Annotated in this window: 22 protein-coding genes; 16 read left to right on the plus strand and 6 right to left on the minus strand. The window is 61.8% G+C overall.

Going from position 1 to position 25,705, the window contains the following annotated elements:
• Window positions 1-5: 5 nt before the first annotated feature.
• The 3 genes from IAE37_RS02200 to IAE37_RS02210 form a co-directional block, all read right to left on the minus strand.
• Window positions 6-1,439, minus strand: coding sequence for an aldehyde dehydrogenase family protein (locus IAE37_RS02200; RefSeq protein WP_201168298.1), 1,434 nt, complete (start codon window positions 1,437-1,439; stop codon window positions 6-8).
• Window positions 1,440-1,595: 156 nt separating this feature from the next.
• Window positions 1,596-2,480: a LysR family transcriptional regulator gene (locus IAE37_RS02205; protein ID WP_201168539.1), complete on the minus strand. Its 885-nt coding sequence runs from the start codon at window positions 2,478-2,480 to the stop codon at window positions 1,596-1,598.
• A 20-nt stretch (window positions 2,481-2,500) separates the two neighbouring features.
• Window positions 2,501-3,544: a LacI family DNA-binding transcriptional regulator gene (locus IAE37_RS02210; protein ID WP_201168310.1), complete on the minus strand. Its 1,044-nt coding sequence runs from the start codon at window positions 3,542-3,544 to the stop codon at window positions 2,501-2,503.
• A 200-nt stretch (window positions 3,545-3,744) separates the two neighbouring features.
• On the opposite strand from IAE37_RS02210, the gene IAE37_RS02215 reads away from it, so the two are divergent.
• The 6 genes from IAE37_RS02215 (at window position 3,745) to IAE37_RS02240 (ending at window position 10,192) form a co-directional block, all read left to right on the plus strand.
• Complete coding sequence (locus IAE37_RS02215; RefSeq protein ID WP_201168312.1) at window positions 3,745-4,956, plus strand: ABC transporter substrate-binding protein; 1,212 nt, start codon at window positions 3,745-3,747, stop codon at window positions 4,954-4,956.
• 66 nt (window positions 4,957-5,022) lie between these two features.
• Window positions 5,023-5,901 (plus strand): branched-chain amino acid ABC transporter permease, encoded by an 879-nt coding sequence (locus IAE37_RS02220; RefSeq protein ID WP_201168314.1) that lies wholly within the window; start codon window positions 5,023-5,025, stop codon window positions 5,899-5,901.
• Window positions 5,902-5,911: 10 nt separating this feature from the next.
• Window positions 5,912-7,690 carry a branched-chain amino acid ABC transporter ATP-binding protein/permease gene (locus tag IAE37_RS02225; RefSeq protein WP_201168316.1) on the plus strand — a complete coding sequence of 593 codons (1,779 nt, stop codon included), beginning with the start codon at window positions 5,912-5,914 and terminating at the stop codon, window positions 7,688-7,690.
• Window positions 7,677-8,381 carry an ABC transporter ATP-binding protein gene (locus IAE37_RS02230; RefSeq protein ID WP_201168319.1) on the plus strand — a complete coding sequence of 235 codons (705 nt, stop codon included), beginning with the start codon at window positions 7,677-7,679 and terminating at the stop codon, window positions 8,379-8,381. The genes IAE37_RS02225 and IAE37_RS02230 overlap by 14 nt, the downstream gene beginning before the upstream one ends.
• 48 nt (window positions 8,382-8,429) lie before the next feature.
• Complete coding sequence (locus IAE37_RS02235; protein WP_201168321.1) at window positions 8,430-9,425, plus strand: NAD(P)H-quinone oxidoreductase; 996 nt, start codon at window positions 8,430-8,432, stop codon at window positions 9,423-9,425.
• Window positions 9,422-10,192, plus strand: coding sequence for an SDR family oxidoreductase (locus IAE37_RS02240; RefSeq protein WP_201168325.1), 771 nt, complete (start codon window positions 9,422-9,424; stop codon window positions 10,190-10,192). The genes IAE37_RS02235 and IAE37_RS02240 overlap by 4 nt, the downstream gene beginning before the upstream one ends.
• Window positions 10,193-10,254: 62 nt before the next feature.
• Here IAE37_RS02240 and tssM read toward each other — a convergent pair whose 3' ends face one another.
• The 3 genes from tssM to vasI are packed head-to-tail and all read right to left on the minus strand — an operon-like array spanning window position 10,255 to window position 15,898.
• Window positions 10,255-13,833, minus strand: a complete 3,579-nt coding sequence (gene tssM, locus IAE37_RS02245) for a type VI secretion system membrane subunit TssM (RefSeq protein ID WP_201168341.1) — start codon at window positions 13,831-13,833, stop codon at window positions 10,255-10,257.
• 8 nt (window positions 13,834-13,841) lie between these two features.
• The gene (gene tssA / locus IAE37_RS02250; RefSeq protein ID WP_201168351.1) at window positions 13,842-15,293 is read right to left on the minus strand and encodes a type VI secretion system protein TssA; all 1,452 of its coding nucleotides are present in this window, start codon (window positions 15,291-15,293) and stop codon (window positions 13,842-13,844) included.
• Window positions 15,281-15,898 carry a type VI secretion system-associated protein VasI gene (gene vasI, locus IAE37_RS02255; RefSeq protein ID WP_236409729.1) on the minus strand — a complete coding sequence of 206 codons (618 nt, stop codon included), beginning with the start codon at window positions 15,896-15,898 and terminating at the stop codon, window positions 15,281-15,283. The genes tssA and vasI overlap by 13 nt, the downstream gene beginning before the upstream one ends.
• Window positions 15,899-16,252: 354 nt before the next feature.
• Here vasI and tssB point away from each other — a divergent pair, with 354 nt between their 5' ends.
• The 10 genes from tssB (at window position 16,253) to IAE37_RS02305 (ending at window position 25,655) form a co-directional block, all read left to right on the plus strand.
• Window positions 16,253-16,756 carry a type VI secretion system contractile sheath small subunit gene (gene tssB, locus IAE37_RS02260; protein ID WP_201168364.1) on the plus strand — a complete coding sequence of 168 codons (504 nt, stop codon included), beginning with the start codon at window positions 16,253-16,255 and terminating at the stop codon, window positions 16,754-16,756.
• Between the two features lie 18 nt (window positions 16,757-16,774).
• The gene (gene tssC / locus IAE37_RS02265) at window positions 16,775-18,265 is read left to right on the plus strand and encodes a type VI secretion system contractile sheath large subunit (RefSeq protein WP_201168383.1); all 1,491 of its coding nucleotides are present in this window, start codon (window positions 16,775-16,777) and stop codon (window positions 18,263-18,265) included.
• Window positions 18,262-18,672 (plus strand): type VI secretion system baseplate subunit TssE, encoded by a 411-nt coding sequence (gene tssE / locus IAE37_RS02270; protein WP_201168391.1) that lies wholly within the window; start codon window positions 18,262-18,264, stop codon window positions 18,670-18,672. Before tssC ends, tssE begins: the two co-directional genes overlap by 4 nt.
• Before the next feature lie 2 nt (window positions 18,673-18,674).
• On the plus strand, window positions 18,675-20,441 hold the full coding sequence (gene tssF / locus IAE37_RS02275) for a type VI secretion system baseplate subunit TssF (protein WP_201168398.1): 1,767 nt from the start codon (window positions 18,675-18,677) through the stop codon (window positions 20,439-20,441).
• Entirely contained in the window at window positions 20,405-21,421 is a 1,017-nt protein-coding gene (gene tssG, locus IAE37_RS02280; RefSeq protein ID WP_201168407.1) for a type VI secretion system baseplate subunit TssG, read from the plus strand. Before tssF ends, tssG begins: the two co-directional genes overlap by 37 nt.
• Window positions 21,418-21,978: an FHA domain-containing protein gene (locus IAE37_RS02285; RefSeq protein WP_201168422.1), complete on the plus strand. Its 561-nt coding sequence runs from the start codon at window positions 21,418-21,420 to the stop codon at window positions 21,976-21,978. Before tssG ends, IAE37_RS02285 begins: the two co-directional genes overlap by 4 nt.
• Entirely contained in the window at window positions 21,975-22,775 is an 801-nt protein-coding gene (gene tssJ, locus IAE37_RS02290; protein WP_201168430.1) for a type VI secretion system lipoprotein TssJ, read from the plus strand. The genes IAE37_RS02285 and tssJ overlap by 4 nt, the downstream gene beginning before the upstream one ends.
• A gap of 46 nt (window positions 22,776-22,821) precedes the next feature.
• The gene (tssK, locus tag IAE37_RS02295) at window positions 22,822-24,159 is read left to right on the plus strand and encodes a type VI secretion system baseplate subunit TssK (RefSeq protein WP_201168441.1); all 1,338 of its coding nucleotides are present in this window, start codon (window positions 22,822-22,824) and stop codon (window positions 24,157-24,159) included.
• A 97-nt stretch (window positions 24,160-24,256) separates the two neighbouring features.
• Window positions 24,257-25,006, plus strand: coding sequence for a type IVB secretion system protein IcmH/DotU (gene icmH / locus IAE37_RS02300; protein WP_328822681.1), 750 nt, complete (start codon window positions 24,257-24,259; stop codon window positions 25,004-25,006).
• 133 nt (window positions 25,007-25,139) lie between these two features.
• Window positions 25,140-25,655: an Hcp family type VI secretion system effector gene (locus tag IAE37_RS02305; protein ID WP_201168454.1), complete on the plus strand. Its 516-nt coding sequence runs from the start codon at window positions 25,140-25,142 to the stop codon at window positions 25,653-25,655.
• The last annotated feature ends 50 nt before the right edge of the window (window positions 25,656-25,705 follow it).

Here is a 25,705-nt window from a genome sequence, read left to right on the forward strand (position 1 = left end):
GAGGTTCACGCCTGGGTGTAGGTGGTCTTGATCGCGGTGTAGAACTCGCGCGCATAGGGGCCTTGCTCGCGTGCGCCATAGCTCGAGCCCTTGCGCCCGCCAAAGGGGGCGTTGTAGTCGACGCCGGCGGTGGGCACATTGACCATCACCATGCCGGCCGTGGAGCGGGCCTTGAAGTCGCTGGCGTGCTTGAGCGAGGCGGTGCAGATACCGGATGACAGGCCGAATTCAGTGTCGTTGGCCAGCTCCAGCGCGTGCTCGTAATCCCTCGCGCGCAGCACGCTGGCGACCGGGCCGAAGACTTCCTCGCGGTTGATGCGCATGTGGTTTTCGGTGTCGACGATCAGCGCCGGGGTCAGGTAGTGGCCCGGGGTCTGGCGCTCGATGCGCTCGCCGCCGGCCAGCAGCCGCCCGCCTTCACGCTGGGCGATGTCGATGTAGTCGCAGTTCTGCTGCAACTGGCTGGCAGAGACCACCGGACCGATGTCGGTACCCGCCTTGAGCGCGTTATCGACCTTGAGCGCGGCGAGGCGCTCGACCACCGCCGCGACGAACCGGTCGTGCAGGGCCTCTTCGACGATCAGGCGGCTGGACGCCGTGCAACGCTGGCCGGTGGAAAAGAACGCACCCTGTACAGCCACCTCGACGGCCTGTTCGAGGTGGGCATCGTTGAGCACCACCAACGGGTTCTTGCCACCCATCTCCAGCTGCACCTTGGCCCCACGGCTCATGCAGGCGATGCCCACGGCTCGCCCCGTCTGCGTCGAGCCGGTGAACGACACGGCGTGCACCTTGGGGTGCCGGGCGAGCACCTCGCCCACCTGCGAGCCAGCGCCCATCACCAGATTGAACACCCCGGCCGGCAATTGCCCGGCACGCACGATGATCTCGGCCAACGCCCAGGCGCTGCCAGGCACCAGGTCGGCCGGCTTGAACACCACCGCATTGCCGTAGGCCAGCGCCGGTGCGATCTTCCAGGCAGGAATGGCGATGGGGAAATTCCACGGCGTGATGATGCCGACCACGCCCTCGGGCTCGCGTCGCACTTCTGCCTCCACACCCGGGCGGATGCTCGCCAGGCGCTCGCCCGACAAGCGCAGCGCCTCGCCGGCGAAGAACTTGAACACCCGCCCGGCGCGGGTCGCTTCGCCGATACCTTCGGCCAGCGTCTTGCCCTCTTCACGGGCCAGCAGGTAACCCAACTCGTCCTTGCGGGCAAGCACCTCCGTGCCGATGCGGTCCAGCGCATCGGCACGCTGCTCCGCGGTCATCCGCGCCCAGCGGGGTTGGGCAGCGTGGGCCGCATCCACGGCCTGCTCGGCCTGATGCGCGCTGGCCCTGGCGTACTCGCCGACCACGTCGTTCGTATCCGAAGGGTTGATGTTGCGGTTGATGCTGCTCCCTTCGACCCATTCGCCAGCGATGTAATTGTTGTTCATGGCCTTTTCCGAAACAGAGTGTCGAGACTGATTCGGCCAGGGTTCATGTGTTGCACGTGCGTCCTGGCCGACCGTGTGAACACCATAATCGGGCCAGGCCGACACCAGGTATGACGCCCAGGCAAAGCAGGTTTGCCTGAGCGTCAATGCAAGTCGTCAGAGCCCCCAGGGGTGCGCGGCGATTCGCTGTTCGATGGCGCGGATGAACGCCCTGATGCGTGGGCTGAGGTTCTTGCGGTTGGGGTACACCAGGTAGATGGGCTGGGCGATGCCGGGCCGGTACTCTTCCAGCACCGGCACCAGGCGGCCGGCCTTGAGGTCGTCGCCGATGTGGAAATCCGCCAGCCGAACGATGCCGCCTCCGTTGAGGGCAATGGAGCGCAGCAAGTCGCCCTGGGTGAAGGTGGAACGCGGCTGCACCGGCACGATGGTGGTTTCGCCCTGATACTCGTAGCCCCAGGTGTTCCAGGGGCTGTCGAAAGCGAAGTGGTAGCAGTCGTGGCGTAGCAGGTCTGCTGGTGTCTGTGGGCAGCCACGTTGCGCCAGGTAGGCCGGCGCCGCGCAGGTGATCCAGTGGGCTTCACCCATGCGCCGCGCCACCCGTGACGAATCGGGCAGCACGCCGCTGTGGATGGCGATGTCCAGGCCCTGGTCGAACTGATCGACGTACTGCGCGCCCACTTCGATTTCCACCGACAAGCCGGGGTTGGCGGCCAGGAACTCGGGCAGCCAGGGGATGATCTGGTGCTTGGCGAAGGTGGCCATGGTGTGGATGCGCAAGGTGCCGCTGAGCCTTGCTGGAAAGGCTTCGGCCAGCGAGTCGGCCTCGGCCATGGCGTCCATCACGGCACGCGCGCTGCGCAAGTAGACCTTGCCTTCCTCGGTCAGGCTCAGGTGGCGAGTGCCACGCTGGAACAGCCGCACTGCCAGGCGGTCTTCCAGGCGAGTGACCAACTTGCTCACCGCCGAGGGCGTGAGCTCGTTGGCGCGGGCGGCCGCCGAGAAGCTGCCGTGCTCTGTGGCCCAGAGAAACGCCAGCATCTGCGCGTAGTTTTCCTTGCTCACCGTCCGTCATCCTGGCGCTTGGCAGGCGTGAGCCGGGCGCTGCTCTGCCGGGCGACCAGCGCGATGTCCAGTTCGGTGACGCGCGCCACCTCTACGCCTTCGATCTGCGCGATCAGGGTGTCGGCGCTGATCCGGCCGATCTCGAAAATCGGAATGCTCACCGACGTCAGGCTGGGCGAGGCAATGGCGCTGAAGCTGATGTCGTCGAAGCCGGTGATCGACAGTTGTGCCGGAACCTCGATGCCGCAGCGCTTGGCCTGCTCGCTGGCGCCCAGGGCCAGCAGGTCGGTGGTGCAGATCAGCGCCGTGGGCCGGGGCGACATCTGCAACAGCTGCTCGAGGCCGGCCCGGCCGCCATCGATGCTGAACGGCTGCTCGATGATGCGGTTTTCCGGCACCTCCAGGCCCTGCTCGGCGAAGCGCTTGCGCACCCCCTGGATCCGGTAGCGAGTACGTTCGTTGTACTGGCGGTGGCCGGTGAGGATGGCGACATCGCGATGGCCCAGGCCCAGCAGATGATCGGCCACCAACTCGCCGCCCCTGACGTTGCAGAAGCCCACCGCGCAATGCGCTTGGCAATCGTCCACCGACCACATCAGCACGTACGGCCGCTGCGACACCTGCAGCAGGTCGAACACCGCTGGATCGTGATCGGTCCCCACCAGGAAGATCCCCTCCACACCCCGTTCGATCAAGTTGCGCACGCTGGAAAGCTCACGTTCGCGGTCGTATTCGTGGGAAGCGATGATCAGCTGGTAGCCGCAGGCGTTCAGCCGCTGCTGCAGTGCCTGGATCGAGTCGGCGTAGATGGGGTTGTTGAGCGTGGGGAAGATCGCCGCGACGCTGAAGGTGCGGCGCAGGGCCAGGGCTCTGGCGGCCCCGTCCATCACGTATTGCAACTGGCGCACGGCGTCGTCGACCTTGGCCAGGGTGGCCGGTTTCACCTGGTCTGGGTTGGACAAGGCGCGGGATGCGCTGCCCAGTGAAACCCCGGCCAGGCGGGCGACATCTCGCAGCGTCGGTTTATGGTTTTTTGTCATAGGTATCGTGGCTCCTGCTTGACAGCAGTATATCACCGCGCTTAAAAATGAACCGGTTCATATTTTGAACCCGGTCATGCCAAACCAACAAGAAAGCGACCGTCAGGCCTCCCAGCACCCACCGCGGTGTTTTTTTTGAACCTGGATTTGAACCGGTTCATTTTTACCTGACGACGCACGACATACCAGGAGGCAACACAATGAAAATAATGCCTTGGGCCCTCAGTGGCGTCGCCGCACTGACCTTGTCAGCCTCGCTGACTGCCTATGCCGATGTACAGATCGGCGCGCTCTACCCACTCAGTGGCGCCCTCGCCCTGCTCGGTGACGAGAGTTATCGCGGGGTGGAACTGGCCGTGGCCGAACGCAACGCCGCCGGTGGCCTCAAGGGCGAGCCGATCAAGCTGGTCAAGGCCGACGCGGTGGACGCGGCCCAGGCCGTCAGCGCCGCGCGCCGGCTGACCTCCAGCGACAACGTCGCGGCGGTGTTCGGCAGCTACTCCTCCGCCCTGTCCTTCGCCGCCACCCAGGTCACCGAGCTGGCCGGCATCCCCTACTTCGAGCTCGGCGCCGTGGCCGACAACATCACCGACCGCGGCTTGCAGAACGTGTACCGCAGCAACCCCACCGCCAGGAACTTCGCCGAAGGCACCATCACCGCGATCACCGAACTGGTGGCGCCGCAGCTCAAGGTCGACCCGAAAAGTCTGAAGATCGCGATCATCCACGAAGATGCCTTGTACGGCACCACCATCGCCAACTTCCAGAAGGAGCTCGCCGCCAGCAAGGGCCTCAACGTGGTCGAAGTACTGCCCTACTCAGCCAAGGCCGTGGACCTGTCGTCGCTGATCCTGCGCCTCAAGGGTGCCGGCGCCGACGTGGTCCTGCAGACCTCCTACCAGAACGACACCACGCTGTTCTTCCGGCAGATCCGCGAGGCCGGCTTCGCACCCAAGGCCATCATCGGTGCCGGCGGCGGCTACTCGATGCAAGACACCATGAAGGTGGTGGGCGCGCAGAACATCGAAGGCGTGCTGGACGTGGACTTTCCGCAGTTCCAGACCAACGAGGCCGGCGCCCCCGGCATCGCCGCCTTCGCCGACGCCTACCGCGCCCGCTACGGCAGCGAGCCCCGCTCCGGGCACAGCCTGATCAACTATGTGGGGGCCAAGGTGTTCCTCGACGCCATGGCCAACGCCAAGTCGTACGATGCCGAGGACATCCGCCAGGCCGTGCAGGCCATCGATATCCCGGTCGGGCAGACCGCAGCGAACATCGGTGCCAAGTTCGCCGAGAACGGGCAGAACCAACGCGCGCAGACCACCATCATGCAGTGGCAGCAAGGCGTGCTGAAGACCGTGTACCCGCAAGACGCCGCCGTGGCCCAGGCCACCCTCGCCAGCCAGCCCTGATGCTACCGACAACACCCAGGCAACACGCCCCTGACCGGGGCGTGTGCCTGTGCACGAGGACCTTTCATGGACATCTTCCTGCAACTTCTGCTTAACGGCGTGTTGCTCGGTGGCACGCTGGCCATCATCAGCATCGGCCTGACGCTGATCTTCGGCATCGTCAGGGTGGTCAACTTCGCCCACGGCGAGTTCCTGATGATCGGCATGTACGCCGTGTACCTGATGAACCAGCATTTCGGTTTGCATCCCTATGCCGCGATACTTCCGGCGGTCGCCCTGCTGTTCGTGCTGGGTGCCGGCATGCAGCGTTTCATCATCCAGCCCCTGCTCGCAGCCGAAGGGCACATCCAGATTTTCGCCACGGTCGGGGTCTCCATTGCCCTGATGAACGCCGCCCTGCTGGTGTTCGGCGCCGACATGCTCACCGTCAGCAACCCCAGCGGCCTGGGCACCGGCAGCGTGGCGGTCGGCCCGCTGCGGGCCAACAGCGGCCAGCTGCTGACCTTCGGCGTCTCCCTGGCGCTGGTCGGCGGCCTGCACTGGTTCCTGCACAACACCTTCCTCGGCCGTGCGGTGCGGGCCACGGCGCAGCATCGCAACGCCGCGCTGTTGATGGGGGTGAACGTCAACCGCATCTACATCTTCGCCTTCGGCCTGGGCTGTGCCTGCCTGGGCCTGGCCGCCGGGATGATCGCGCCGCAATATCCGGTGTTCCCCACCTTTGGCACCTTCTTCGTGCTGACCGCCTTCGTCATCGTGGTGCTCGGTGGCCTTGGCAGCCTGTCGGGAGCGCTGGTGGGTTCGATCCTGATCGGCGTGGTGGACAGCCTGGCCGGTTACTACATCGCGCCCGACCTCAAGGAGGTCGTGTACTTCCTGATCTTCCTGGCGATCCTCATTTTCCGCCCCACCGGCCTGTTCGGTGCCGGGCGCGGTTCAGAGTAGGAGCTTAGCGATGAACCTTCTTCACCCCCGCGTCTACCTCAGCCTGGCGGCGCTGTCGCTGCTGTTGATCATCCCGTTCGCGGCAGGCTCCAACTTTGTCTTTCACCTGTTCATCCTGATCTGCAGCTATGCCGCGCTGGCCAGTGCCTGGAACATCGTCGGCGGTTTCGCCGGCCAGCTGTCGCTGGGCCATGCCGTGTTCTATGGCACCGGCGCCTACGTCAGCACCCTGCTGTTGCTGCACTTCAACCTCAGCCCCTGGCTGGGCATGCTCGTGGGCGCTGCGGCCAGCACCGTGCTGGCGGTGCTCATCAGCTGGCCGTGCTTCCGCCTGCGCGGGCCGTTCTTCGCCCTGGCGACCATCGCCGTGCTCGAAGTGGTGCGCCTGCTGGTGATCAACCAGCATGACCTGACCGGCGGCGCTACCGGCCTTGCCGTGCCGCTCAAGCTCGGCGCCGAATGGATGCTGTTCCGCGCCCGCTGGCCGTATCTGCTGATCGCCTTCGGCTTCCTCGCCATCACCTTGCTGGTGTCGTGGAAGCTCAAGCACTCGCGGCTGGGCTATTACCTGATCGCCGTGCGCGAGCGCGAGGATGCCGCGCAGGCAGTGGGGGTCAACGCGGTCAAGGTGAAGCTGATCGCGGTAGTACTGTCGGCCGCCCTGACCAGCCTGATCGGCAGCTTCCACGCCATGTACCTGACCTTCATCGAGCCTGGGGCGATGTTCTCCCTGGAGCTGTCGATCCAGATCGCCATGTTCGCCTTGATCGGCGGCCTGGGCACCTTGTCCGGCCCACTGATCGGCACCGTGATCGTACTGCCCCTGGCCGAACTGGCGCGGGGTTGGCTGGGCGATGCCGGCAGCGGCGTGCATGGCCTGGTGTATGGCCTGGTGCTGGTCGCCTTCGTGCTGACCATTCCGCAAGGGCTGGTCGGGCGCTTCGGCCCACGGGTGAGCGCCTGGGTCGACCGCCTGCCCGGCGCCAAGGCCATGGCAGACACGCCCGCAGCGCCGCTACCGGTAGGCAGGCCCTCGCCGCGAGCTGGCGAACCAATCCTGGTCGCCGAACACCTGCACAAATACTTCGGCGGCCTGCACGCCACCAACGACGTGTCGCTGACCTTGAACGAAGGCGAGATCGTCGGCGTGATCGGCCCCAACGGTGCCGGCAAGACCACCGTGTTCAACCAGCTGTCCGGGTTCATCCAGCCGTCCTCCGGCAGCGTCAAGGTGCGCGGTGCCGACGGGCAATGGATAAACCCGAGTACCCCGGCGCAGTTCGCGGTGGCTGGCATTGGCCGTACCTTTCAGATCGTGCAGCCGTTCGCCGACCTGAGCGTGTGCGAAAACATCATGCTCGGTGCCTTCATGCATACCCGCGACCCGGCCGAGGCCCGGCAGATCGCCACCCAGGTCGCCGCGCTCACCGACCTCGGCCCGCTCCTCGACACCCGCGCCCGCAACCTCACCGTCGGCGGCATGAAGCGCCTGGAGATGGCCCGTGCACTGGCTACCCGACCCCGCGTACTGCTGCTCGACGAGGTCATGGCCGGGCTCAACCCCACCGACGTGGCCAAGGCCATCGAGATCATCCGCCGCGTGCGCGACACCGGGGTCAGCGTGCTGATGATCGAACACATCATGCAGGCGACCATGACCCTGTCCGACCGTATCGTGGTGATCAGCACCGGTAGCGTGCTGATGGACGGCGACCCGCAGGCCGTGGTCAGCAACCCGCAGGTCATCGAGGCTTACCTGGGCAAGGAGTACGACCATGCTGCAGCTTGACAACATCCATGCGGGCTACGGCAACACCGAAGTGCTGCGCGGCGTATCGCTCGAGGTCAGGGCTGGCGAAGTGGTGACCCTGGTAGGTGCCAACGGGGCCGGCAAGACCACCACCCTGCGCAGCCTGTGCGGCTTGATCAAACCCAGCCAGGGCAGCATCACCTTCGACGGACGCCGCCTGGACGGCAGCCGCCCGGATGAAATCGTCGACGCCGGCATCACCCTGGTGCCCGAAGGCCGCCAGCTGTTCCCGTTCATCAGCGTGCGCGACAACCTGTTGATGGGCGCCTACAAGAAAGCCGCCCGAAGCGCGGTGAAGCAGCGCCTGGAACAGGTGCTGGAGCTGTTCCCGCGGGTGCGCGAGCGGCTGGAGCAACAGGCCGGTTCGCTGTCTGGGGGCGAGCAGCAGATGGTGGCCATCGCCCGTGGCCTGATGGCCGACCCCAAGCTGCTGATCTTCGATGAACCCTCGCTGGGGCTGTCGCCGCTGCTGGTGTCGCAGGTGTTCGGGATCATCGACAAGATCCTCGCCCTGGGCACCACGGTGCTGATCGTCGAGCAGAACATCGTGCACACCCTGCGCGTCGCGCACCGCGGCTATGTGCTGGAGAACGGCGCCATCACCCTGACCGGCAGCGGCCAGGCGCTGCTGGACAACCCCCACGTCAAGCGTGCTTACCTCGGGCTTTGAGACCGTGGTAAGCGACACTTCCACATTTGAGCCAAGGAGCCACACACCATGGGTCATACCATGCGCCTGATCGATCACCGCCCCGGCGGCAGCCCCGACTGCCTGCGACTGACCGAGGCGCCCCTGCCCACCCCCGCCGCCGACGAAGTGCTGATCAAGGTGGCCTATGCCGGCGTCAACCGCCCGGACGTACTGCAGCGCTCGGGCAGCTATCCACCACCTGCAGATGCCTCCCCCTTCCTCGGGCTGGAAGTCTCCGGCGAAGTGGTTGCAGTGGGCAGCGACGTACAAGGCCTCAAGGCCGGAGACCGGGTCTGCGCCCTCACCCCCGGCGGCGGCTACGCCGAATACTGCTGTGCACCGGCCGCACACTGCCTGCCGGTACCGCAGGGCCTGTCACTGCTGCAGGCTGCAGCCCTGCCGGAAAACTACTTCACGGTCTGGACCAACCTGTTCGAGCGCGGCCGCCTGAGCAGCGGTGAAACCGTGCTGGTGCACGGTGGCTCCAGCGGCATCGGCCTGACCGCGATCCAGCTGGCCCAGCAATTCGGCGCCCACGTGCTGGCTACCGCCGGCAGCGCGGAGAAACTCGACGCCTGCCGCCAGGCCGGGGCCAGCCGGGCGATCAACTACCGCGAGGAAGACTTCGTCGACGTGGTCAAGGCCTGCACCGATGGCCGCGGCGTGAACATGATCCTCGACATGGTCGGTGGCAGCTACTTGCAACGCAACATCGATTCACTCGCCGTCGAAGGCCGGTTGGTGCAGATCGCCTTCCTCGAAGGCAGCCAGGCCGAGCTGAACGTGATGCCGATCATGCTAAAGCGCCTCACGTTCACCGGTTCCACCCTGCGCGCCCGCCCCAAGCAGGAAAAAGCCGCCATCGCCGACGCCCTGCAGCAACACGTCTGGCCGCTTCTGAGCGCGGGGGCTTGCCTGCCGGTGATCCATGCCACCTTCCCCCTGGCGCAAGCCGAACAAGCCCACGCACTGATGGAAAGCAGCCGCCATATCGGCAAGATCATGTTGGAGGTCAACCCATGATTGCAGGTCGTCACAACGGCAGGAAGGTCCTGGTTTCGGGAGCCGCCAGCGGCATTGGTGCGGCCATCGCACTGCGCTACTGCCAGGAAGGGGCGACGGTCGCGCTGCTCGACCTGAACCCGCAGACGCTGGCCGAACAAGGCGAGAGCCTGCGCACACAAGGTTTCCAGGTAGCCTGGCAAGCGGCGGATGTCGGCGATTTCGAGCAATGCCAGCAAGCCTGCACACGGCTGGCCGACGAAATCGGCACCATCGACACGCTGATCAACAACGCCGGTATCTCGCCCAAGCATGACGGCAAGCCTGCGCCGATCTGGCAGATGAGTGCCGAAGAATGGCAACGGGTGGTCGCCGTCAACCTCAACGGCGCCTTCAACCTTTCCCGCCTGCTTTCGCCGTCGATGGTCGAGCAGCGTTTCGGGCGCATCATCAGCATGTCGTCGGTGGCTGGCAGTGCCTACCTGCCGCTGGTCGCCGCCCACTACAGCGCTACCAAGGCGGCGATCATCGGCCTCACCCGCCACCTCGCGGGCGAGCTGGGCGAGTTCGGCATCACCGCCAACGCCCTGGCGCCGGGGCGGATCGAAACACCGCTGTTGAAAACCGTGGCAGCGACCGCCAACGAGGCGGTGATTGCCGAAACCCCCTTGCTCAGGTTGGGCCAGCCCTGGGAAGTGGCGGATGCCGCCTGCTATCTGAGTGCTCCTGAGAGTGCGTTCATTACCGGGCAGGTGCTGGATGTGGCGGGGGGGTGGTTGATGCGCTGATGGCGAGTGGGGCAGCAGGCTCAAGCAGGCCCTGCTGCACGTTCACCAAGCCTGCCCCGATCCTAGAGCATGGAGACACCCGGTTGCTGGTCGGCCGAAGGCTCCTGCAGCAGGCCTCGCGGCAACTTGAAGCCCTTGAATGGTTGTTGGGTAATTGGGTTGAAAGACTTCTCGGCGTTGAGGCGGTATCGCATCACCCCGTCACCGGCCCTGAAACTCAGGTCTACACTGGTGGCGGTGCGACCATTGAGCACGCCACGGCTCAACAGCCGGAACATCGACCACGGCCCGCGGTACTCTAGGCTGTTGCTGTTGCCGTTTTGCCTGAGTAGCGTGAGGTTGCTGCGCACCTGCGGTCCCAAGGTGTTTGGCCAGATCACCCCAGTGATCTGGCGAGGGCCGTGGGTATAGGAAACCAGTTGGCCATCCAGGTCCAAGACGCTGGTGCGCTGATTGGCACTCAACCCCAACGGTTCGATGCTGAACTGCACACTCAGGCTTCCCCGTTGATCGAAGAAGGTTTCGCGTATCCGCTCGGCTGCAGCCAATTGCTCCAGGACGTCGCTGCGGATCAGCGAGCCCCCTTGTTGGTTACTCAGCGCCTCCAGGTTGTCCTTGAGAAAGACTTCAAGGTAGCGATCCTGGAACTTTCGCAGCCGGCCCTTGGGACCGAAGAACGCTTCGAAATCATCCAACGAAGCATCAGGGGCGTGCGCAACGAACGGATAACGACCCGCCAGGCGTTGCTGGAAGAAACTATATACGTCGGTGTCCCAACGTCGTTCGAGCTCTCGCAATGCCTCGATGTTCAGTACCTGCGCGGTCTGTTCCGCCAACTTCCTTACCTGATGATTGACGGGCTCTGGTAACCCGGAAGCAACTCGCTGCAAGTGCGCAATCGGATCGGGGCCGGCCAACGAAAAGCGTTGAAGCACCAGATGCAGCGCGGCCTTGCCACGATCTGCACTGTCCTGCACGGTTTTTGCGTAGTCGTGAACGGCAGCCACTGCATCCAGGGCCTCGTCGTAATAGCTCGGCTGGGTACCTTTGGGCTCCAGCAAGGCATTCAAGCTCGAGAATGCGCGGTGGATATCAAGCCCATGCTGCTCCTGGTTACCTGCGTCAGGCGCCACGGGGGCCAGTTGCGTATTGTCACGCACGGTTTCGAGCAGACGCCGCAACGGGGCTGTCGGTCCCGTCCACTGTTGCAGTATCGACACGCCATGATTGAGGTCGTGGAAGTCAGCCACCGAGACGGCCCTCAACGATCGGCGCCAGCTGTCTATGTAGTCCGAGGTGTACAGACTGCGAATTCGCTCGGCCAACGCATCCCGGTCGGCGTCCGAATAGTCAAGTTGGCGCCTTTCTCCCAGCGCCCACTGATCGATCATTGCCATCTCGGTAATGTGCTGGCTGCGAGGCTCGAAGTACTCCTTGAAGCCTCTCGCCGTTACCAATGGAGGCAGCACGGTGTCCGCGTAGCTGCTCCTTGCATCCGAGGACGGCTGATAGACCACATCGAACGCTGGCCCGACCTGATTGCGCAGATCCAGGCCGTTGCGCAGTTGATCCTGCGCATTTTGCTTGAGGCTGGTGTACACCCGCTGCGGTAGCGGTACCTCGCGCAGCGACTCCTGGACCTCGCTGACCCGCTGGCGGAACTGCGACAGGTCGGTGTCGGCATAGGCCAAGGCATACTGCAGATGGCGCATGAGGTCGCGCTGCAAGGCTCCCTGCCCTGGAAACGCCTTTTGCCATTGCTTGGCCATCCAGTCTTCGACCCACTGCGGGCGACGATTCGGACGGTCCTCGATCATTCGATAGACCCTGAGCGCCGCCATTTGCTGCTCGCTGCCAGGCGGTGCTGCATTCATCGCATCGACAACGCCACTGGCAACGGCTGGGAGGAACCGGCGAGAGAGCAGATTCAGGTAGGCCTCATCGACCCGGGGGCCAACGGCATGTCCTTGGTACAGGCCCAGATCAGCAATGCCCGGCCAGGCAGAGCGGTATTCACCGAATACTGAAACGGCATCGCGGATCTCGCCCAGCGGTGCCAACAGGTTGCGACCGGTGGGGTCGAGGTGCTGGTCCACTTCCTGGATACCGAACATCTGACTTTTCGCCTGTACAGCGGCCGCCTTGGCAGCGTTGATGTCGAAAAAACGCTGCCAACTGGAGATGGCGATGGCCAGTGCGAGGGCGCCGACTCCAGCACTCACCCATAACAGCTGCCGCTTGGTACGTGCCACCCTGACGTTGTCTCCCGCCAGGCCAGACTCCCTGTAGATCACGTCGTGGAAGAGCTGCTGGATGAAGTAGACCAGTGGCTTGCCCTGCGCCTTGCTCTCGCGCAACTGAGCCATCGTCCTGTATGGCTGCGCAGCCTCTCGGACGAACGCATTGCTGATTTCGCCTTGCTGCAGAACCGACGACCAATAGACCCCACGCACCAACGCAGGCGTGGTAAAGCGGTCGCTCGCCAATACTTCTCGCAGTAGCCCCACCAGCATCGGGCGCAGGCCCGCCAGTTGAACATGCAAGGAAGTCAGGCGTTCACGCTGTTTCGCGCAGCCCAAGGCATGTAGCGCCTCAGTCACCTGCTGCTGCACCTGGCGGATCATCCCATCGTAGTGCTCTATGAACTCATCCAGCCAGGCATCGTAGCTGCTGATGGCATCCAGTTTGAAGGTGAACCCCAACATCCGTTCACGCTGAGCGGCGGATAGCCCGGAGTAGAGTTCGTCGAACCCATCCAACAGATCGAATTTACTCAACACCACATACAACGGCAGGCGCGAACCTAGCTGGCTGCTCACCTCGTGCAGCCGCGTGCGCAGTACCTGAGCCAGGGTTGCTCGCTGCTCCGGGTGGGCGCGCAGTAGCGATGGAAGATCGATCACCAGTATCAGGCCGTTGAGCGCTCTTTGGCTCCGGTTGTGCACCAGCCATCGCAGTAGATGGTCCCACAGCCTCGCCGGGGTACCGGCGGGCGTGCTTGTCCGCGCTTCTTCCGTCTCACCTTCGCCATGCTCGCTTGCCGCCGGAACTTGAGTGATGAGCTCACCGGGAGGATCGAGAAGCACCGCGTCGTCGCTGATCCACCAGTTCACTGGATATTCGAGCGCCTGTACACCGTGTCCCTGGGCCTGCACCCTGGTAAGACGGGTCAGGGCAAAACGTTGATTCGACCGATCGATGAAACTGCTCTTGCCAGCGCCCTGTTCGCCGATCACCAGATACCAGGGCAACCGGTACAGCGCTCGGCGTCCCCCGGCATTGTCGAGAAAATGGGCCAGGTTCTGGTCCAAAGCCCGCTGTTGGGCTTCGACGTATTGCAGGCATGGGTCGGCTTTGACGGCTGCGTCCTGGTACTGAAGCGCCTGCAATCGACGAAACCGTACACGCATGACCAACGCCCAGCACAATACCGAAAGCGTCAGTAGTAACAGGCTCGCCATCGCTCGATTCGCCAGGCTACCCAACGGTTGCTGTCCACGCCAGGTCCAGTTCGGGCCGAGCCACCAGATAGCCATCAGCAGTAGCAGCGCGCCAAGCACGACCAGCACAGGCATTGCCAGCCCGATGCGTGATAGCAGAGGTGCTCCCCAGCGTTTGCCCAGTGTCCAGAGTTGATTCATGAAGGCTTCTACTCCCTGTTCTTTTCAAGCAACGCTGAGGTTGCGCCGTAGTGCTGAAGCCTCTGGAACACATCAGGCTCCCAGGCATCGGCAGTGGTTTGCTGCATCGTCTGGGCAACACTGGCGCACAGGTCCTGGGCTAACCAGGAAATCCCCCTCGCTGCGAGTAGGTCGGCAGCGATGATCGTGCTGTGGCAGCGCTCGCGAGGTGCCAGCAAGTCCGCTTGCATACCCTGCAGGTGCAGGAGCACCGGCTCTACGCCACTGGACTCCAGCTGGCTGGTGAGTTCTTCACGCAGGCTTGCGAACTCCCGACCTGCGCTGGGTTGGTCGCTATCCGCCACCCTGCCCCTCAGCCAGGCCAGGCACTGACCATCGACGAACGCCGTGCCATCGCTGAAGCACAGTTGTTGCAAAGCTGGCATGCGCAATACAAAGCGCGCCGTAGTGCTGCGGATGGCCTCGGCCACTTCGTCCATTGAAAGGCGCGCGGCCACGGTACTGGCGAGATAACTGCCTCGAATCCAATAAGGCGACGACGTCACGCTCTTTTCGATCCGCAGTAGCAAGGCCGGGGCGATGGATGTGCTGACGATCGCGTCTTCGTAGACGCGAGCAATATCGAGCGGAACCGCCATCAACTCCGTGCGGTTATCCTGCCTGGCAGCTGGCGCTGCATGGAGATGGGCCCACAAGCCAAAACGCCGCAGTTGGTAGCCCGCAGGGTCATAGGGGTCCTGCTGGTTGATGAACTCAGCCATACTGAGCACAGCTCGGCGAGTCTCGCGTTCGTTACCCAGAGAGAGGCTGGCCTTGGGCGCAGCGAACAGATCGAGCAAGGGCGCCGGCTCGATCTTTGGCACTGCTTGCATGGCGGTAGCGTCGTCTCCGCTCTCGGCGGACTCCAGGTGCCTGAGCATAAGCCGTTCCAGTTCACCAAGGGCGGCCTCATCCAGTTGCGCGGCTTCGGACTGCCGACGCAAGCTTGCCAGGGCCTCTTGTGCGACGGCGGCATGCGTACAACTGTAGGTGAAACGATCCAACCTTGGTAAGGCATCCAGCAAGCGGTTGATGATCAAGCCGACCAGCTTGCGCTTACCGAGAAGGCCCTTGGGGCCAGGCTTGGGATGGGCGCACTCCCAGTACTGCTCCATCATGCCGGCGAGCAGCTCCAGGGTGAAACCCCAGTTTTGCCAACAGCGGCTACGTAGCCAGGCGACACTCAGGTGCCCGACGATACGCAGGTGCTTGCACTGACTGGCCAGATACTGGCGAGACGCCTCCTCGATATAGGACCAGTCGATCGAGCTCTCCTGCAGCCCCCCGAGCTTTACCATTTCCTGATCGATAGCCTGATAGGTCTCATCTTCCATGTCGAACAACCCGGCAGGCATCTGCGGGTCGACGGGAGCAAGCAAACGCCTGATCTCCTGCGCTGAAACCTGCGCTACCAGCGACATGTCTTGCGCGCCTTGTCGATCATGGGGTCAAGGCCGACGGCATCGAATGTCAGCCCATCGATCGATGTGTCATCGCTGGCCACGCGAATCCGGTTGGCACCTATGAGCGTCTTGATCTGCTCGATCGCCGGCAATCCACGACCTGCATCGAGCACCTGCCCATTTTCCATGACCTGCCAGTAAGTCGCGGAGGTAGAGCCTCGCTCGCCATGCAACTGCACCTTGACCCGGCGGGTTGCGAACGCTTGTCCGGTAATCAGTTGCAGGCGGGAGATGTTCTGTATGCAACTGATCGACAGATAGGTACGCGGTTCGATCGACGCGATCGCGGGTGCGGAGATGATCACCCGCGACCGCGCTCGCTCCTCGCCGTCGGCCTGTATGCGGAAAGTCAGGTCGTCCGCCGTTCGGTCGGCTTCGTTGCCCAGCACATTGACGACGCTGGGCGCCTCTTGCTCCGGCGCAGACCATGTCCGGCTCTTCACCTGTGCGGGTGTTCCCGCAGCCTCATCAAAGCAGGCTAGGCGCTCAAGGTTGGAAACGATACGAGGGCAATCGCGAACATTTGCAGCCAACGCCGAATTCAGACAAATCAGCAACGACAACCCAGCACTGTAGGCGCAGCGACTAAGCATTGGAACTAGCTCTCTTCCTAGGGAATGACTATCAAGTTAACAGGTAATTTTTCCTACATTAACCCGGGAAACTTTCGCACAAATTAAAACCGGAGCCCCGAGAACAAAAACGAGACTAATTCATAAAACCAAAAACGCACAAATAAATATAAACTTACAATTTTTAACTCGACCAGAAACCAACTTCGGATGCATCGTTTTTAGGACAACCGAACACGACCAACAAAAAATAACACCAAACCGAAGGAAGTTGTAGGAACATTCCTACAAAACCATAACTCACGACCCAATTAAGTAGGAAACTTCTTACAAGGAGTTGCGCGCATGTCTAAAACCATGAGCTCTGTTGCCCCCAAAGAGCGCATCAACATCCGTTACGTTCCCGCCACGGGTAATGAGCAAGCGGAAATAGAACTACCCCACAAGATGCTGGTCCTCGGCGATTTCGGGCTCAGCGAAGATAGGTCCCTCGAAGATCGTCCGATCCTGCGCATCGACAAGCACACCTTCAACGACGTATTGAAAGACGCCGACGTAAGCCTGGACATTTCTGTGCCCTCTGTACTTAGCGCCTTGCCTGACGCCGAGCTCGCCGTCAACTTACGGTTCGGCTCGATTAAGGACTTCGGGCCAGACCACATTGCCCGTCAGGTACCTGAGCTGAACAAGTTACTGGCATTACGCGAGGCACTCGTCGCGCTCAAGGGACCGCTGGGGAATGTCCCGGCATTCCGCAAGCAACTGCAACGCCTACTGGCTGACGAGCAAGCTCGCAAGCAACTCGCGCAAGAGCTGGAAATGATTTTCGAAGCCCCTGCTGAAGACTAATCCAAAGGAGCGCGACTGATGCCTGAGCAGAACAGCACGACCACCCGCACAGAGATAGAATCCGAAACTCTCGGTAAAGCTACCCTGCTTGACCAACTCATGGCCGAAACCATGTTGGTGCCAACGCAGGATGGCTACCACGTGGCAAAACAAGGCGTGGCCGCTTTCATTGCGGAAATGCTCAAGAACGATGACGTCGATCAAACGATCAACAAACATCGCGTCGACCAGATGATCGCTGAAGTCGATCGTGTACTGGGCAAGCAAATGGATGCGATCCTGCATCAGCCGGAGTTCCAAGAGCTAGAGTCCGCCTGGCGTAGTCTCAAGCTTCTGGTGGACCGCACCGATTTTCGCGAGAACATCAAGCTGGAGGTCCTCCACACCAGCAAGGAAGACCTGCTCGACGATTTCGAGAACGCCGCCGACATCACCTGCAGCGGCCTCTACAAGCATGTCTACACCTCAGGCTATGGACAATTCGGTGGTGAACCTGTGGCGGCCATGCTCGGTAACTACAGCTTCGGCCCTTCCTCCCCCGACATCAAGCTGCTCAACTACATGGCCTCGGTCGGCGCCATGGCGCACGCCCCGTTCCTGACGGCACCGGCACCGGAGTTCTTCAACCTGAGTAGCTTCGAAGGCCTGCCCGACCTGAAAGAGATCAAGGACATCTTCGCCGGCCCTCGCCACGCCAAATGGCGTGCATTCCGCGAGAGCGAAGACGCGCGCCATGTTGCCCTGGTCGGGCCTCGCTTCATGCTGCGCTCCGCTTACCATCCTGACGAACAGCCGATCCAGAGTTTCAACTACGACGAAAACATCGACGGCCGCCATACCAACTATCTGTGGGGCAACTCCGCGTTCCTGCTGGGCAGTTGCATCAATGACAGCTTCGCACGCTATCGCTGGTGCCCGAACATCATCGGCCCGCAATCGGGAGGTGCCGTAGAGGATCTGCCGGTGCACCTGTTCGAATCGTTGGGTCAACTGCAAGCGAAGATTCCAACCGAGGTACTGATCTCCGATCGTAAGGAGTTCGAACTGGCCGAGGAAGGTTTCATCGCCTTGACCATGCGCAAGGACAGCGACAATGCGGCATTCTTCTCGGCCAATTCCGTGCAGAAGCCGAAGACCTTCCCGAAAACGCCCGAGGGCCTGCAGGCCCAGACCAACTACAAACTTGGTACACAACTGCCCTACCTGTTCATCGTCAACCGGCTCGCCCATTACATCAAGGTGTTGCAGCGCGAGCAGATCGGCAGCTGGAAAGAACGCCAGGATCTCGAATCCGAACTGGGTAAGTGGATCAAGCAGTACGTCGCTGACCAGGAAAACCCGTCCGCCGATGTCCGAAGCCGCCGACCACTGCGTGCCGCCAAGATAGAAGTATCCGATGTGGCTGGCGATCCGGGCTGGTACCAGGTCTCGCTCGCAGTACGTCCGCACTTCAAGTACATGGGCGCGAACTTCGAAATCTCCCTGGTCGGGCGGCTCGATACCCAATGACGGGTTTGTTCGGTCGCCTGGCGGCGCAGTCGCAGAACGGCCCGGAGCCCTCCAGGACGGAACGTGCCGGGCACAAACTCGACATGATCAAGCGCCACCTCGAAACGCTGCTGAATACCCGACAGGGTTGCTCGCAGAGCAGCCCTGAATTGGGTCTGCGTGATTTCAACAGCCACGACTCTAGCAGCGGTGACCTGCTCCAGCAGATAAGCGAAGACATCCGCCTGACCATACACCGATTCGAGCCGCGGATACGTCTGCAGGCGCTTACCGCTATCCCGGATGCCAATGCCCCGCTGGAGCTGCACTTTCGGCTGGAGTGCCAGCTGCAGGTGAACAATCTGTCGGAGCAGTTGCAGATCGACCTGCTGGTCAACGGCCACAACCGTTACACGCGAGTACGCTAGCCATGTCGTTAAAGGACCGATTCACCGAAGAACTTCGCTACCTGCGTGAACTCGGGAGCGACTTCGCCAAGGACAACCCGCAACTCGCCCGCTTTCTCGGCAAGGACAGCAGCGACCCTGATGTCGAGCGCCTGCTCGAAGGCTTTGCCTTCCTGACCGCCAAGTTGCGGCTCAAGCTCGAAGATGACTTGCCGGAACTGACGCACCCGATGCTGCAGTTGCTGTGGCCTAATTATCTGCGTCCGCTCCCAAGCGCAACCATCGTTCAGTTCACCCCGCTCGAGCAGTCACTCAGCCAATCCCAGCAAATTCCCAAAGGCGCCCGCTTGTTCTCCAAGCCGGTGGATGGCATCGCCTGCGAGTTCCGAACGTGCACCGACGTTACACTGCAACCCTTCGTCATCAGCCAGGTCGACGCTACCCAGACACTGGACAGCTCGGTGGTGCGCATTGACCTGGGCACGCTGATCGAGCGCCCGTTGAATACCCTCGAATGCGATAGTCTCGACTTTCACCTGAGCGGCGACGATCACTCTGCCCAAACACTGTATCTGTGGCTGTCGCAGTATTTGCTTCAAGTCCGGGTCACCATCAACGGTGAGGTACGTCGAATCCCGGCCAGTAGCGTGAAGTTTTCAGGATTCAGTCCCGACGAGGCGTTGCTGCCATATCCGCAAAATGTATTCGACGGATACCGTATCCTGCAGGAGTACTTTGCCTTCCCGCAGCGCTTCCATTTTTTCAGCCTGGCGGGGCTGGGCAGGCTGTGGCCCGACCAGGCCAGCCGAAATGTCCGTCTCGAGTTTCACTTCAGCCGCCAATTCCCCCAGTCGATGCGCGTGGGCACCGATGACTTCAGCTTGTTCTGCACGCCTGCGGTCAACCTGTTCCAGCACGGCGCCGAGCCCATAGACCTGTCTGGCGAACAGGCACACGCCATGTTGAAACCAACTGGCGGTCAGCTCCACGCCTACGAGATATTCAGTGTCGATCAGGTCATCAGCACGCGTAGCACGGAGGGCGGTGCCGGCGTTCAGCCCCTGCGCGTTTTCCGCCCATTCGAGTCATTCGCCCATGAAATCGAACATGTCCAGGGCCGCACCGCGCTGTACTACCGCTGCCAGGTAGAAAACTCGCTGCGAGACGATGGAGTGGTTCACCGCATCAGTTTCGTCCGGGCCGACGCCAACCTTTACATCGGCGACCTGGAGACCGCGTCCATCGACCTGACCTGCACCAATCGGGATCTGCCACTGGCGTTGAGCGTGGGCGACATCTGCGTGAATACCGAAGTCACCCCGCCACTGGTCAGGTACCGCAATATCCGGCGCCCGACTCGACCTTGTCGGCCAGTGCTCGATGGCGAGTTGCAGTGGGCATTGATTTCCAACCTGTCGCTGAACTATTTGTCGCTGCTGTCTACAGACCCGCTCAAGGCAGTCATCGGCGCCTACGACTTCGTCGCCCTGCATGACATCCAACAGGCCCGCTCCACGCGCAAGCGTCTCGATGCAATCCGTGACGCCCACACCTCCTCCTTGGACTGGCTGATCCAGGGGCAACCCATCCGCGGCCTGCGGACCCACCTGAACATCGAACAGAGCGGGTTCCGCTGCGAGGGCGACCTCTACCTCTTCAGCTGCGTGCTTTCCCACTTCTTCGCGCTCTACGCCAGCATCAACTCCTTCCACCAGTTGGAAGTAACCAACACCACCAACAATGAGCATTACACATGGCCACTACTGACCGGCAAGCAACCGCTGATCTAGCCGATCGGCTGTTGGCCGAGGCGCATCAGTACAACTTCTTTCAGCTGCTGGAACGCCTGCACGGCCTCCATGGCGATGATCTGGAGCCTCGTTGGCCAATAGATGCTGTGCGTCGGCGCGTGCGCCTGACCAGTGATCCACGCCTGACGTTTCCCGTGGCCGATGTCTCGAAGGCCGAGCGCATGCCTGAAGGGGATGAACGCTACAAGGTCTGTACGACGTTCATGGGGCTGCACGGTACCGATTCGCCCCTGCCCAGCTATTACCTGGAGCAATTGGCCTACGAACATGCCCAGGGCATCGGTGCACGCCCGGCCTTCTTCGACTTCTTCAACCACTACATACTCAGCCTGTTGCACCGCAGTTGGCGTAAGTATCGCTATCACATCCGCTTCCAAGCGGGTGCCAGCGATCAGTTCTCCCAGTACGTCTTCGCCTTGATCGGCCTCAACAACAAGCAACTGCGGGGCGATACCCCACTGCCCTGGAGCCGACTGCTGAGTTTTGCTGGCGTCATCGCCAGCCGCAGCCGCGCCCCCGGTACGGTGGCCGGGATCATCGGCCACTGCTTCGACCTGGGGTCAGTGCAGATCCGCGAGTTCGAGACGCGCCTGGTTAGCACTTGCACCAAGCAGACCGTCAGCCTGGGGCTTGCCAATGGCCTACTCGGCAGCAGTTTCTCGGTCGGTAACCGAACACGTACCCGAAGCAGCAAGTTCACCCTCGTGATCAGCGAGCTCGACCAGACGCAACTGCGGGACCTGCTACCCAGCGGCGTGAATTTCGGGCGATTGCGCGCCCTGATCGACTTTCTCCTGCGCGACGGTCTTGCCTACGACCTGGAGCTTCGACTCAAGCAGCATGCACTTTCCCCCTTCTGCCTGCATCGCAGCCAGGGTGCTCATCTCGGCTGGACAAGCTTCATGGACGACAAACAGGGCAAATGCCGTCCCGTGGTAAGCATTCGGGGGCGCTCATGAACACACTGACCCTGAGTATCGCCAACTGCCTGCAACTGCGACAGGGCATGACTCGCCATCATCGCTTCGACCGCAGCGGAGGCACCATCGGAGGCCAGGCTGCGGACTGGCAGCTGCTCGATCGATGCCAGGGTGTTCTACCCATCCACTGCGAGATTCGCTGGGCGGAGGATTGCTTCTGCGTCGTCGACCATGGCAACCGAACTTTCCTGAATGGCAGTTCGAGAAGCGTGGGACGGCAGGGGGCCATGCGTCTGAGGGATGGCGACCAACTGAGCATCGGTCGGTTCGTGGTTCAGGTGCGTTACCAGGAACGAATGAACACAGGTTCAGTGGAGGGGCTGTTCATCCGCCAGCAGGAAGTGATTGCAGCCCTGCCGCCAGCACATCCCGATGCCAGAGGACTCGAGAACATCGCAGACAGGGCACCTCCCGAAATCTGCCAGGCGTTCCATCACATCATCGGATACGACCCATTGCTGGCGTTGGACACGAGTCCAGCGGCAGCAGCGCAGCCTGACGATCTGCAGGGCTTTATTGGAGGAGTGCAACCATGACTCGCCGCTTGTTGCTCATCATCACTCTGCCCCTGGCATTCGTCGGCAGCGCAGGTTGCTCCACCCTGGGCAAGCTGGGTCAGGTAATCATGGACCCCTCCATACCCGTCGGCGCTCCCGGAGATCAGCCCACCGAGGTGGCTTTCAGCATCAATGTCAGTCCCACGGTCAATGGCAACCCCAATAGCCTGGAAGCGCCCCTTGTGGCTGACGTCGCATTCGAGTCCAGTCCCTACACCGTGAATCTCAACGCTGACGACCCTTATGTGCTGACCGAGAGAGTTACAAGCGGACTCAGTCATTTGCAGGACCGTTATCCAGCACTATCGCCCGAGGTATCTGAAGGGGACACCGCAGAGGAACAGCTCCATTCGATTCAGGGCGAAGACACACCCGGTAGCTATCACAGGCCTGGCGTCCCCCTGGATTTGCCCAGTGTCCAGACCGAAGCCTCGGAGCAAATAGCCACGCCCATCGCCATCAAGATCCTGCAACTGCGAGACGATTCCCTACTGCGCAACAGCTTGTATCAAGCTCTGCGCACGGATCCGGCCAAGGCACTGCGCAGCTCGTATATCCGCGACGACGACTACGTGCTCCTTCCAGGCCAATTCAAGTTCGTACCGTTCGCCGCAGTCAATCCCGACACCCGCTACATCGCGGTAATCGCCGATTACGGCCCTCAGCAAGGCACCACGTGGAAACAGGTGCTTCGCATACCACCCCAGGGCCGCCACATCGTGCTCTCCCTGTTGATTCAAGACTCGCAGTTGGTACTGAAGGGAGAAAGCCAATGACTACCTACTGCGCCCGCCCACCTGTTCTATCTGCCCTGGAGCGCCCATGAGCTCACGTAATCCAGTCCTCTGGCCTGAGGGACTGTTCGTCAAGCCACAACATTTCCAGCAGTCGACTCGAGCCAGCGAGGCTGCCTTTCACCAACGCCTCGCCACTCTCAACGGAGCTTTCTATGGTTTCAGCGAACTACAGCTGAACGACGAGTACCTGAGCCTGGGCAAGATCGCCATCACGCGCGCAAGAGGCATCATGCCCGATGGGACCGTGTTCGACATTCCAGGCGACCTTCCGCCTCCAGCGCCGCTGGAAATCACTGGCGCGGCATCACTGAACAGCGAGATCCACCTGTGCCTGCCGCTTCGCACCGAGGGTGGGCGGGAAGTCAGCTGGCCAGACAGCGCCGCCAATTATCGCTATGTCGCTCAGCCGTACGAAATCAAGGACACCCACACCGCAGACGGTGATCTGGTGCAAGTGGACCTGGCGGTACCGAACTTTCAGCTCAGGGGCGAGACGCAAGACAGCAGCGCCTACACCCGCCTCGCTTTGGCCAGAGTCCTCGAGCGCCGTCCTGATGGTGGCCTGCGGCTGGACGAGGGATTCTATCCCACCAGCCTTTGCGTAGCGGCGGTGCCTGGCCTGAAACGCTTTCTCGACGAGATCACCCACACCCTGCGCGAACGCGCCCGCAACCTGGCTGCACGCATCGGTTCCTCGAGCCAGTCCGGTGTCGCGGATATTCGCGACTTCAACCTGCTGCAAGCGATGAACCGTTGGTGGCCTTACTTCCAGCATCTGGCGCGCCAGCCACAGACTCACCCAGAACAACTCTATCTGTGCATGAGCCAGGCATGCGCCGAGCTGGTGACGTTCACCGATGAAAGCAGGACGCCCCAGGATTATCCCGCGTATCACCACACGGCTCTACGGACCTCGTTCAAGCCATTGGAAGACACTCTGCGCCGGGCACTGAGCACCGTGCTGCAACCACGGGCAGTCTCGCTGCCACTGAGTGCCTACGCTCACGGCGTGCTCAGCAGCACCTTGGAAGACCGGCGCCTGATCGATGAGGCAATTTTCGTTCTTGCCGTGCGTGGCGATCTACCTGCCGAGGAGCTACGCCAACAGTTCTTGCAAAGAACCAAGGTCACCTCGCTCACGGCAAGCAGCCAACAAGTGCCGTACCTGTTGAACGGCATTCCTCTGCTGCCATTGCCTGTGGCCCCCCGCGACCTGCCCTTCCATGCAGGCTACTGCTACTTCGAGCTGGAACGGCGTGACCCAGCCTGGGAAGACATGAAGGACAGCCATGGTTTCGGCATTCAGATTTCCGGAGAGATTCCGGGCCTGGAGCTGCAGTTCTGGGCAATCAGGAGTGAATGAGATGGAAAACCATGTCTACAAGGCCGATCAACACACTGGCACGGTCAAGCGCGCCATGCCCTCGATGCTGCAAACGTCTGCATCAACGACAGAATCCGTGAACCAACGAGCAGACAATGCCGTTGACCCTGTTTATGCCGCCGACCCGGACTTCGCGCTCCGGGGAGGCTATGCCAACCAGATGATAGATGCCGCCATACCGCTGTTCGGCTTGGTGATGCGCCTGCGTACGCTGGACGATCTACCGCACATCGCGGAAGTCCACAAGCAGGTTCGTAACGAGGTCTCCAACATCCTCGACGAAATGCGCCAGCAAACCTACGAGCCTGCACATCTGCTGGCCTATTCCTATGCACTGTGCCTTTACCTGGACGAGGCCGTCATGACCCGGCCTTGGGGAACGCCCTCCTGCTGGAGCCACGAACCGCTGCTCAGCATCTTCCATCATGAAACCTCGGGCGGCGACAAGATCTTCACAGTGCTCTCCAGGTTGATGCAGGAGCCCAAGCGCTACCTGGACGTCATCGAGTTCATCTACATGTGCCTGTGCCTGGGCCTCAAAGGCAAGTACGGCATCGCGCCAAAGGGTGACGAATCGCTGAACCAGCTGATCAAGAAGGTGCATGGCGTCATCCGTGAAGTGCGCGGTCCGGTGCCGGAACCTACCCACGACCCGTTGACCAATGTCGCCCCCCGTCATTACCGCATGAGCCGGCAATGGCCGTGGTGGAGTCCATTGGTGATCTCCGTCCTGGCCATGGCGGTGGCTTACGGTATCTACAGCTATCGCTTGCACCTGATCACTACCGAAGTTCTGGAATCGCTCAACGGCGTCTTGCAGCAATAGCCGTCCGACCACGCAAACATCGTCGAGCACCGAATTGGCGGGGCTGCTGCCTCGCTGACAAGCCCATCGCTTTCGATGGCCACGCCACCGCTGGTGTGCGTGTTTTATCCACATGGACGCAGGAGAGACTGCCATGCCAACACCCGCTTACATCAAGATCGAAGGTCAGACCCAAGGCAACATCACGGCCGGCGCATTCACTTCCGACTCGGTCGGCAATGTCTTCGTGGAAGGCCATGAAGACGAGATTCTGGTACAGGAAATCAAACACCTGATAAACGTGCCCACAGACCCGCAGAGCGGCCAGCCGTCGGGACAGCGGGTACACAAACCCTTCACTTTCACCAGTTCGCTGAACAAAGCCACACCGCTGATGTACCAGGCACTGGCGAGCGGCGAGATGCTGCCCACCGTCGAGGTCAACTGGTATCGCACCTCGGTGGAAGGCAAACAGGAGCACTTCTTCACGACCAAGCTCGAGGACGCGACCATCGTCGCAATCAATACCGTCCTACCTCACGCCCAGAACATCAAGAACGCTGACTTCACTCAGTTGATCGAGGTGTCGATGGCATACCGCAAGATAGCCTGGACCCACGTCACCGCGGGTACCGAGGGTTCCGATGACTGGCGCAAGCCGATCGTCTGACCTGCGCTGAATGTCCTGGGCAGGTCAGTCCTGTCCGGGTCTTCATTTCC

The sequence above is a fragment of the Pseudomonas sp. S31 genome (assembly GCF_016648105.1).
Lineage (GTDB): Bacteria > Pseudomonadota > Gammaproteobacteria > Pseudomonadales > Pseudomonadaceae > Aquipseudomonas.

Excerpts from the sequence above, each read along its gene's own strand:
- IAE37_RS02200 (WP_201168298.1), bottom strand. The coding sequence starts at position 1,439 with ATGAACAACAATTACATCGCTGGCGAATGGGTCGAAGGGAGCAGCATC.
- IAE37_RS02205 (WP_201168539.1), bottom strand. The coding sequence starts at position 2,480 with ATGCTGGCGTTTCTCTGGGCCACAGAGCACGGCAGCTTCTCGGCGGCC.
- IAE37_RS02210 (WP_201168310.1), bottom strand. The coding sequence starts at position 3,544 with ATGACAAAAAACCATAAACCGACGCTGCGAGATGTCGCCCGCCTGGCC.
- IAE37_RS02215 (WP_201168312.1), top strand. The coding sequence starts at position 3,745 with ATGAAAATAATGCCTTGGGCCCTCAGTGGCGTCGCCGCACTGACCTTG.
- IAE37_RS02220 (WP_201168314.1), top strand. The coding sequence starts at position 5,023 with ATGGACATCTTCCTGCAACTTCTGCTTAACGGCGTGTTGCTCGGTGGC.
- IAE37_RS02225 (WP_201168316.1), top strand. The coding sequence starts at position 5,912 with ATGAACCTTCTTCACCCCCGCGTCTACCTCAGCCTGGCGGCGCTGTCG.
- IAE37_RS02230 (WP_201168319.1), top strand. The coding sequence starts at position 7,677 with ATGCTGCAGCTTGACAACATCCATGCGGGCTACGGCAACACCGAAGTG.
- IAE37_RS02235 (WP_201168321.1), top strand. The coding sequence starts at position 8,430 with ATGGGTCATACCATGCGCCTGATCGATCACCGCCCCGGCGGCAGCCCC.
- IAE37_RS02240 (WP_201168325.1), top strand. The coding sequence starts at position 9,422 with ATGATTGCAGGTCGTCACAACGGCAGGAAGGTCCTGGTTTCGGGAGCC.
- tssM (WP_201168341.1), bottom strand. The coding sequence starts at position 13,833 with ATGAATCAACTCTGGACACTGGGCAAACGCTGGGGAGCACCTCTGCTA.
- tssA (WP_201168351.1), bottom strand. The coding sequence starts at position 15,293 with ATGTCGCTGGTAGCGCAGGTTTCAGCGCAGGAGATCAGGCGTTTGCTT.
- tssB (WP_201168364.1), top strand. The coding sequence starts at position 16,253 with ATGTCTAAAACCATGAGCTCTGTTGCCCCCAAAGAGCGCATCAACATC.
- tssC (WP_201168383.1), top strand. The coding sequence starts at position 16,775 with ATGCCTGAGCAGAACAGCACGACCACCCGCACAGAGATAGAATCCGAA.
- tssE (WP_201168391.1), top strand. The coding sequence starts at position 18,262 with ATGACGGGTTTGTTCGGTCGCCTGGCGGCGCAGTCGCAGAACGGCCCG.
- tssF (WP_201168398.1), top strand. The coding sequence starts at position 18,675 with ATGTCGTTAAAGGACCGATTCACCGAAGAACTTCGCTACCTGCGTGAA.
- tssG (WP_201168407.1), top strand. The coding sequence starts at position 20,405 with ATGGCCACTACTGACCGGCAAGCAACCGCTGATCTAGCCGATCGGCTG.
- IAE37_RS02285 (WP_201168422.1), top strand. The coding sequence starts at position 21,418 with ATGAACACACTGACCCTGAGTATCGCCAACTGCCTGCAACTGCGACAG.
- tssJ (WP_201168430.1), top strand. The coding sequence starts at position 21,975 with ATGACTCGCCGCTTGTTGCTCATCATCACTCTGCCCCTGGCATTCGTC.
- tssK (WP_201168441.1), top strand. The coding sequence starts at position 22,822 with ATGAGCTCACGTAATCCAGTCCTCTGGCCTGAGGGACTGTTCGTCAAG.
- IAE37_RS02305 (WP_201168454.1), top strand. The coding sequence starts at position 25,140 with ATGCCAACACCCGCTTACATCAAGATCGAAGGTCAGACCCAAGGCAAC.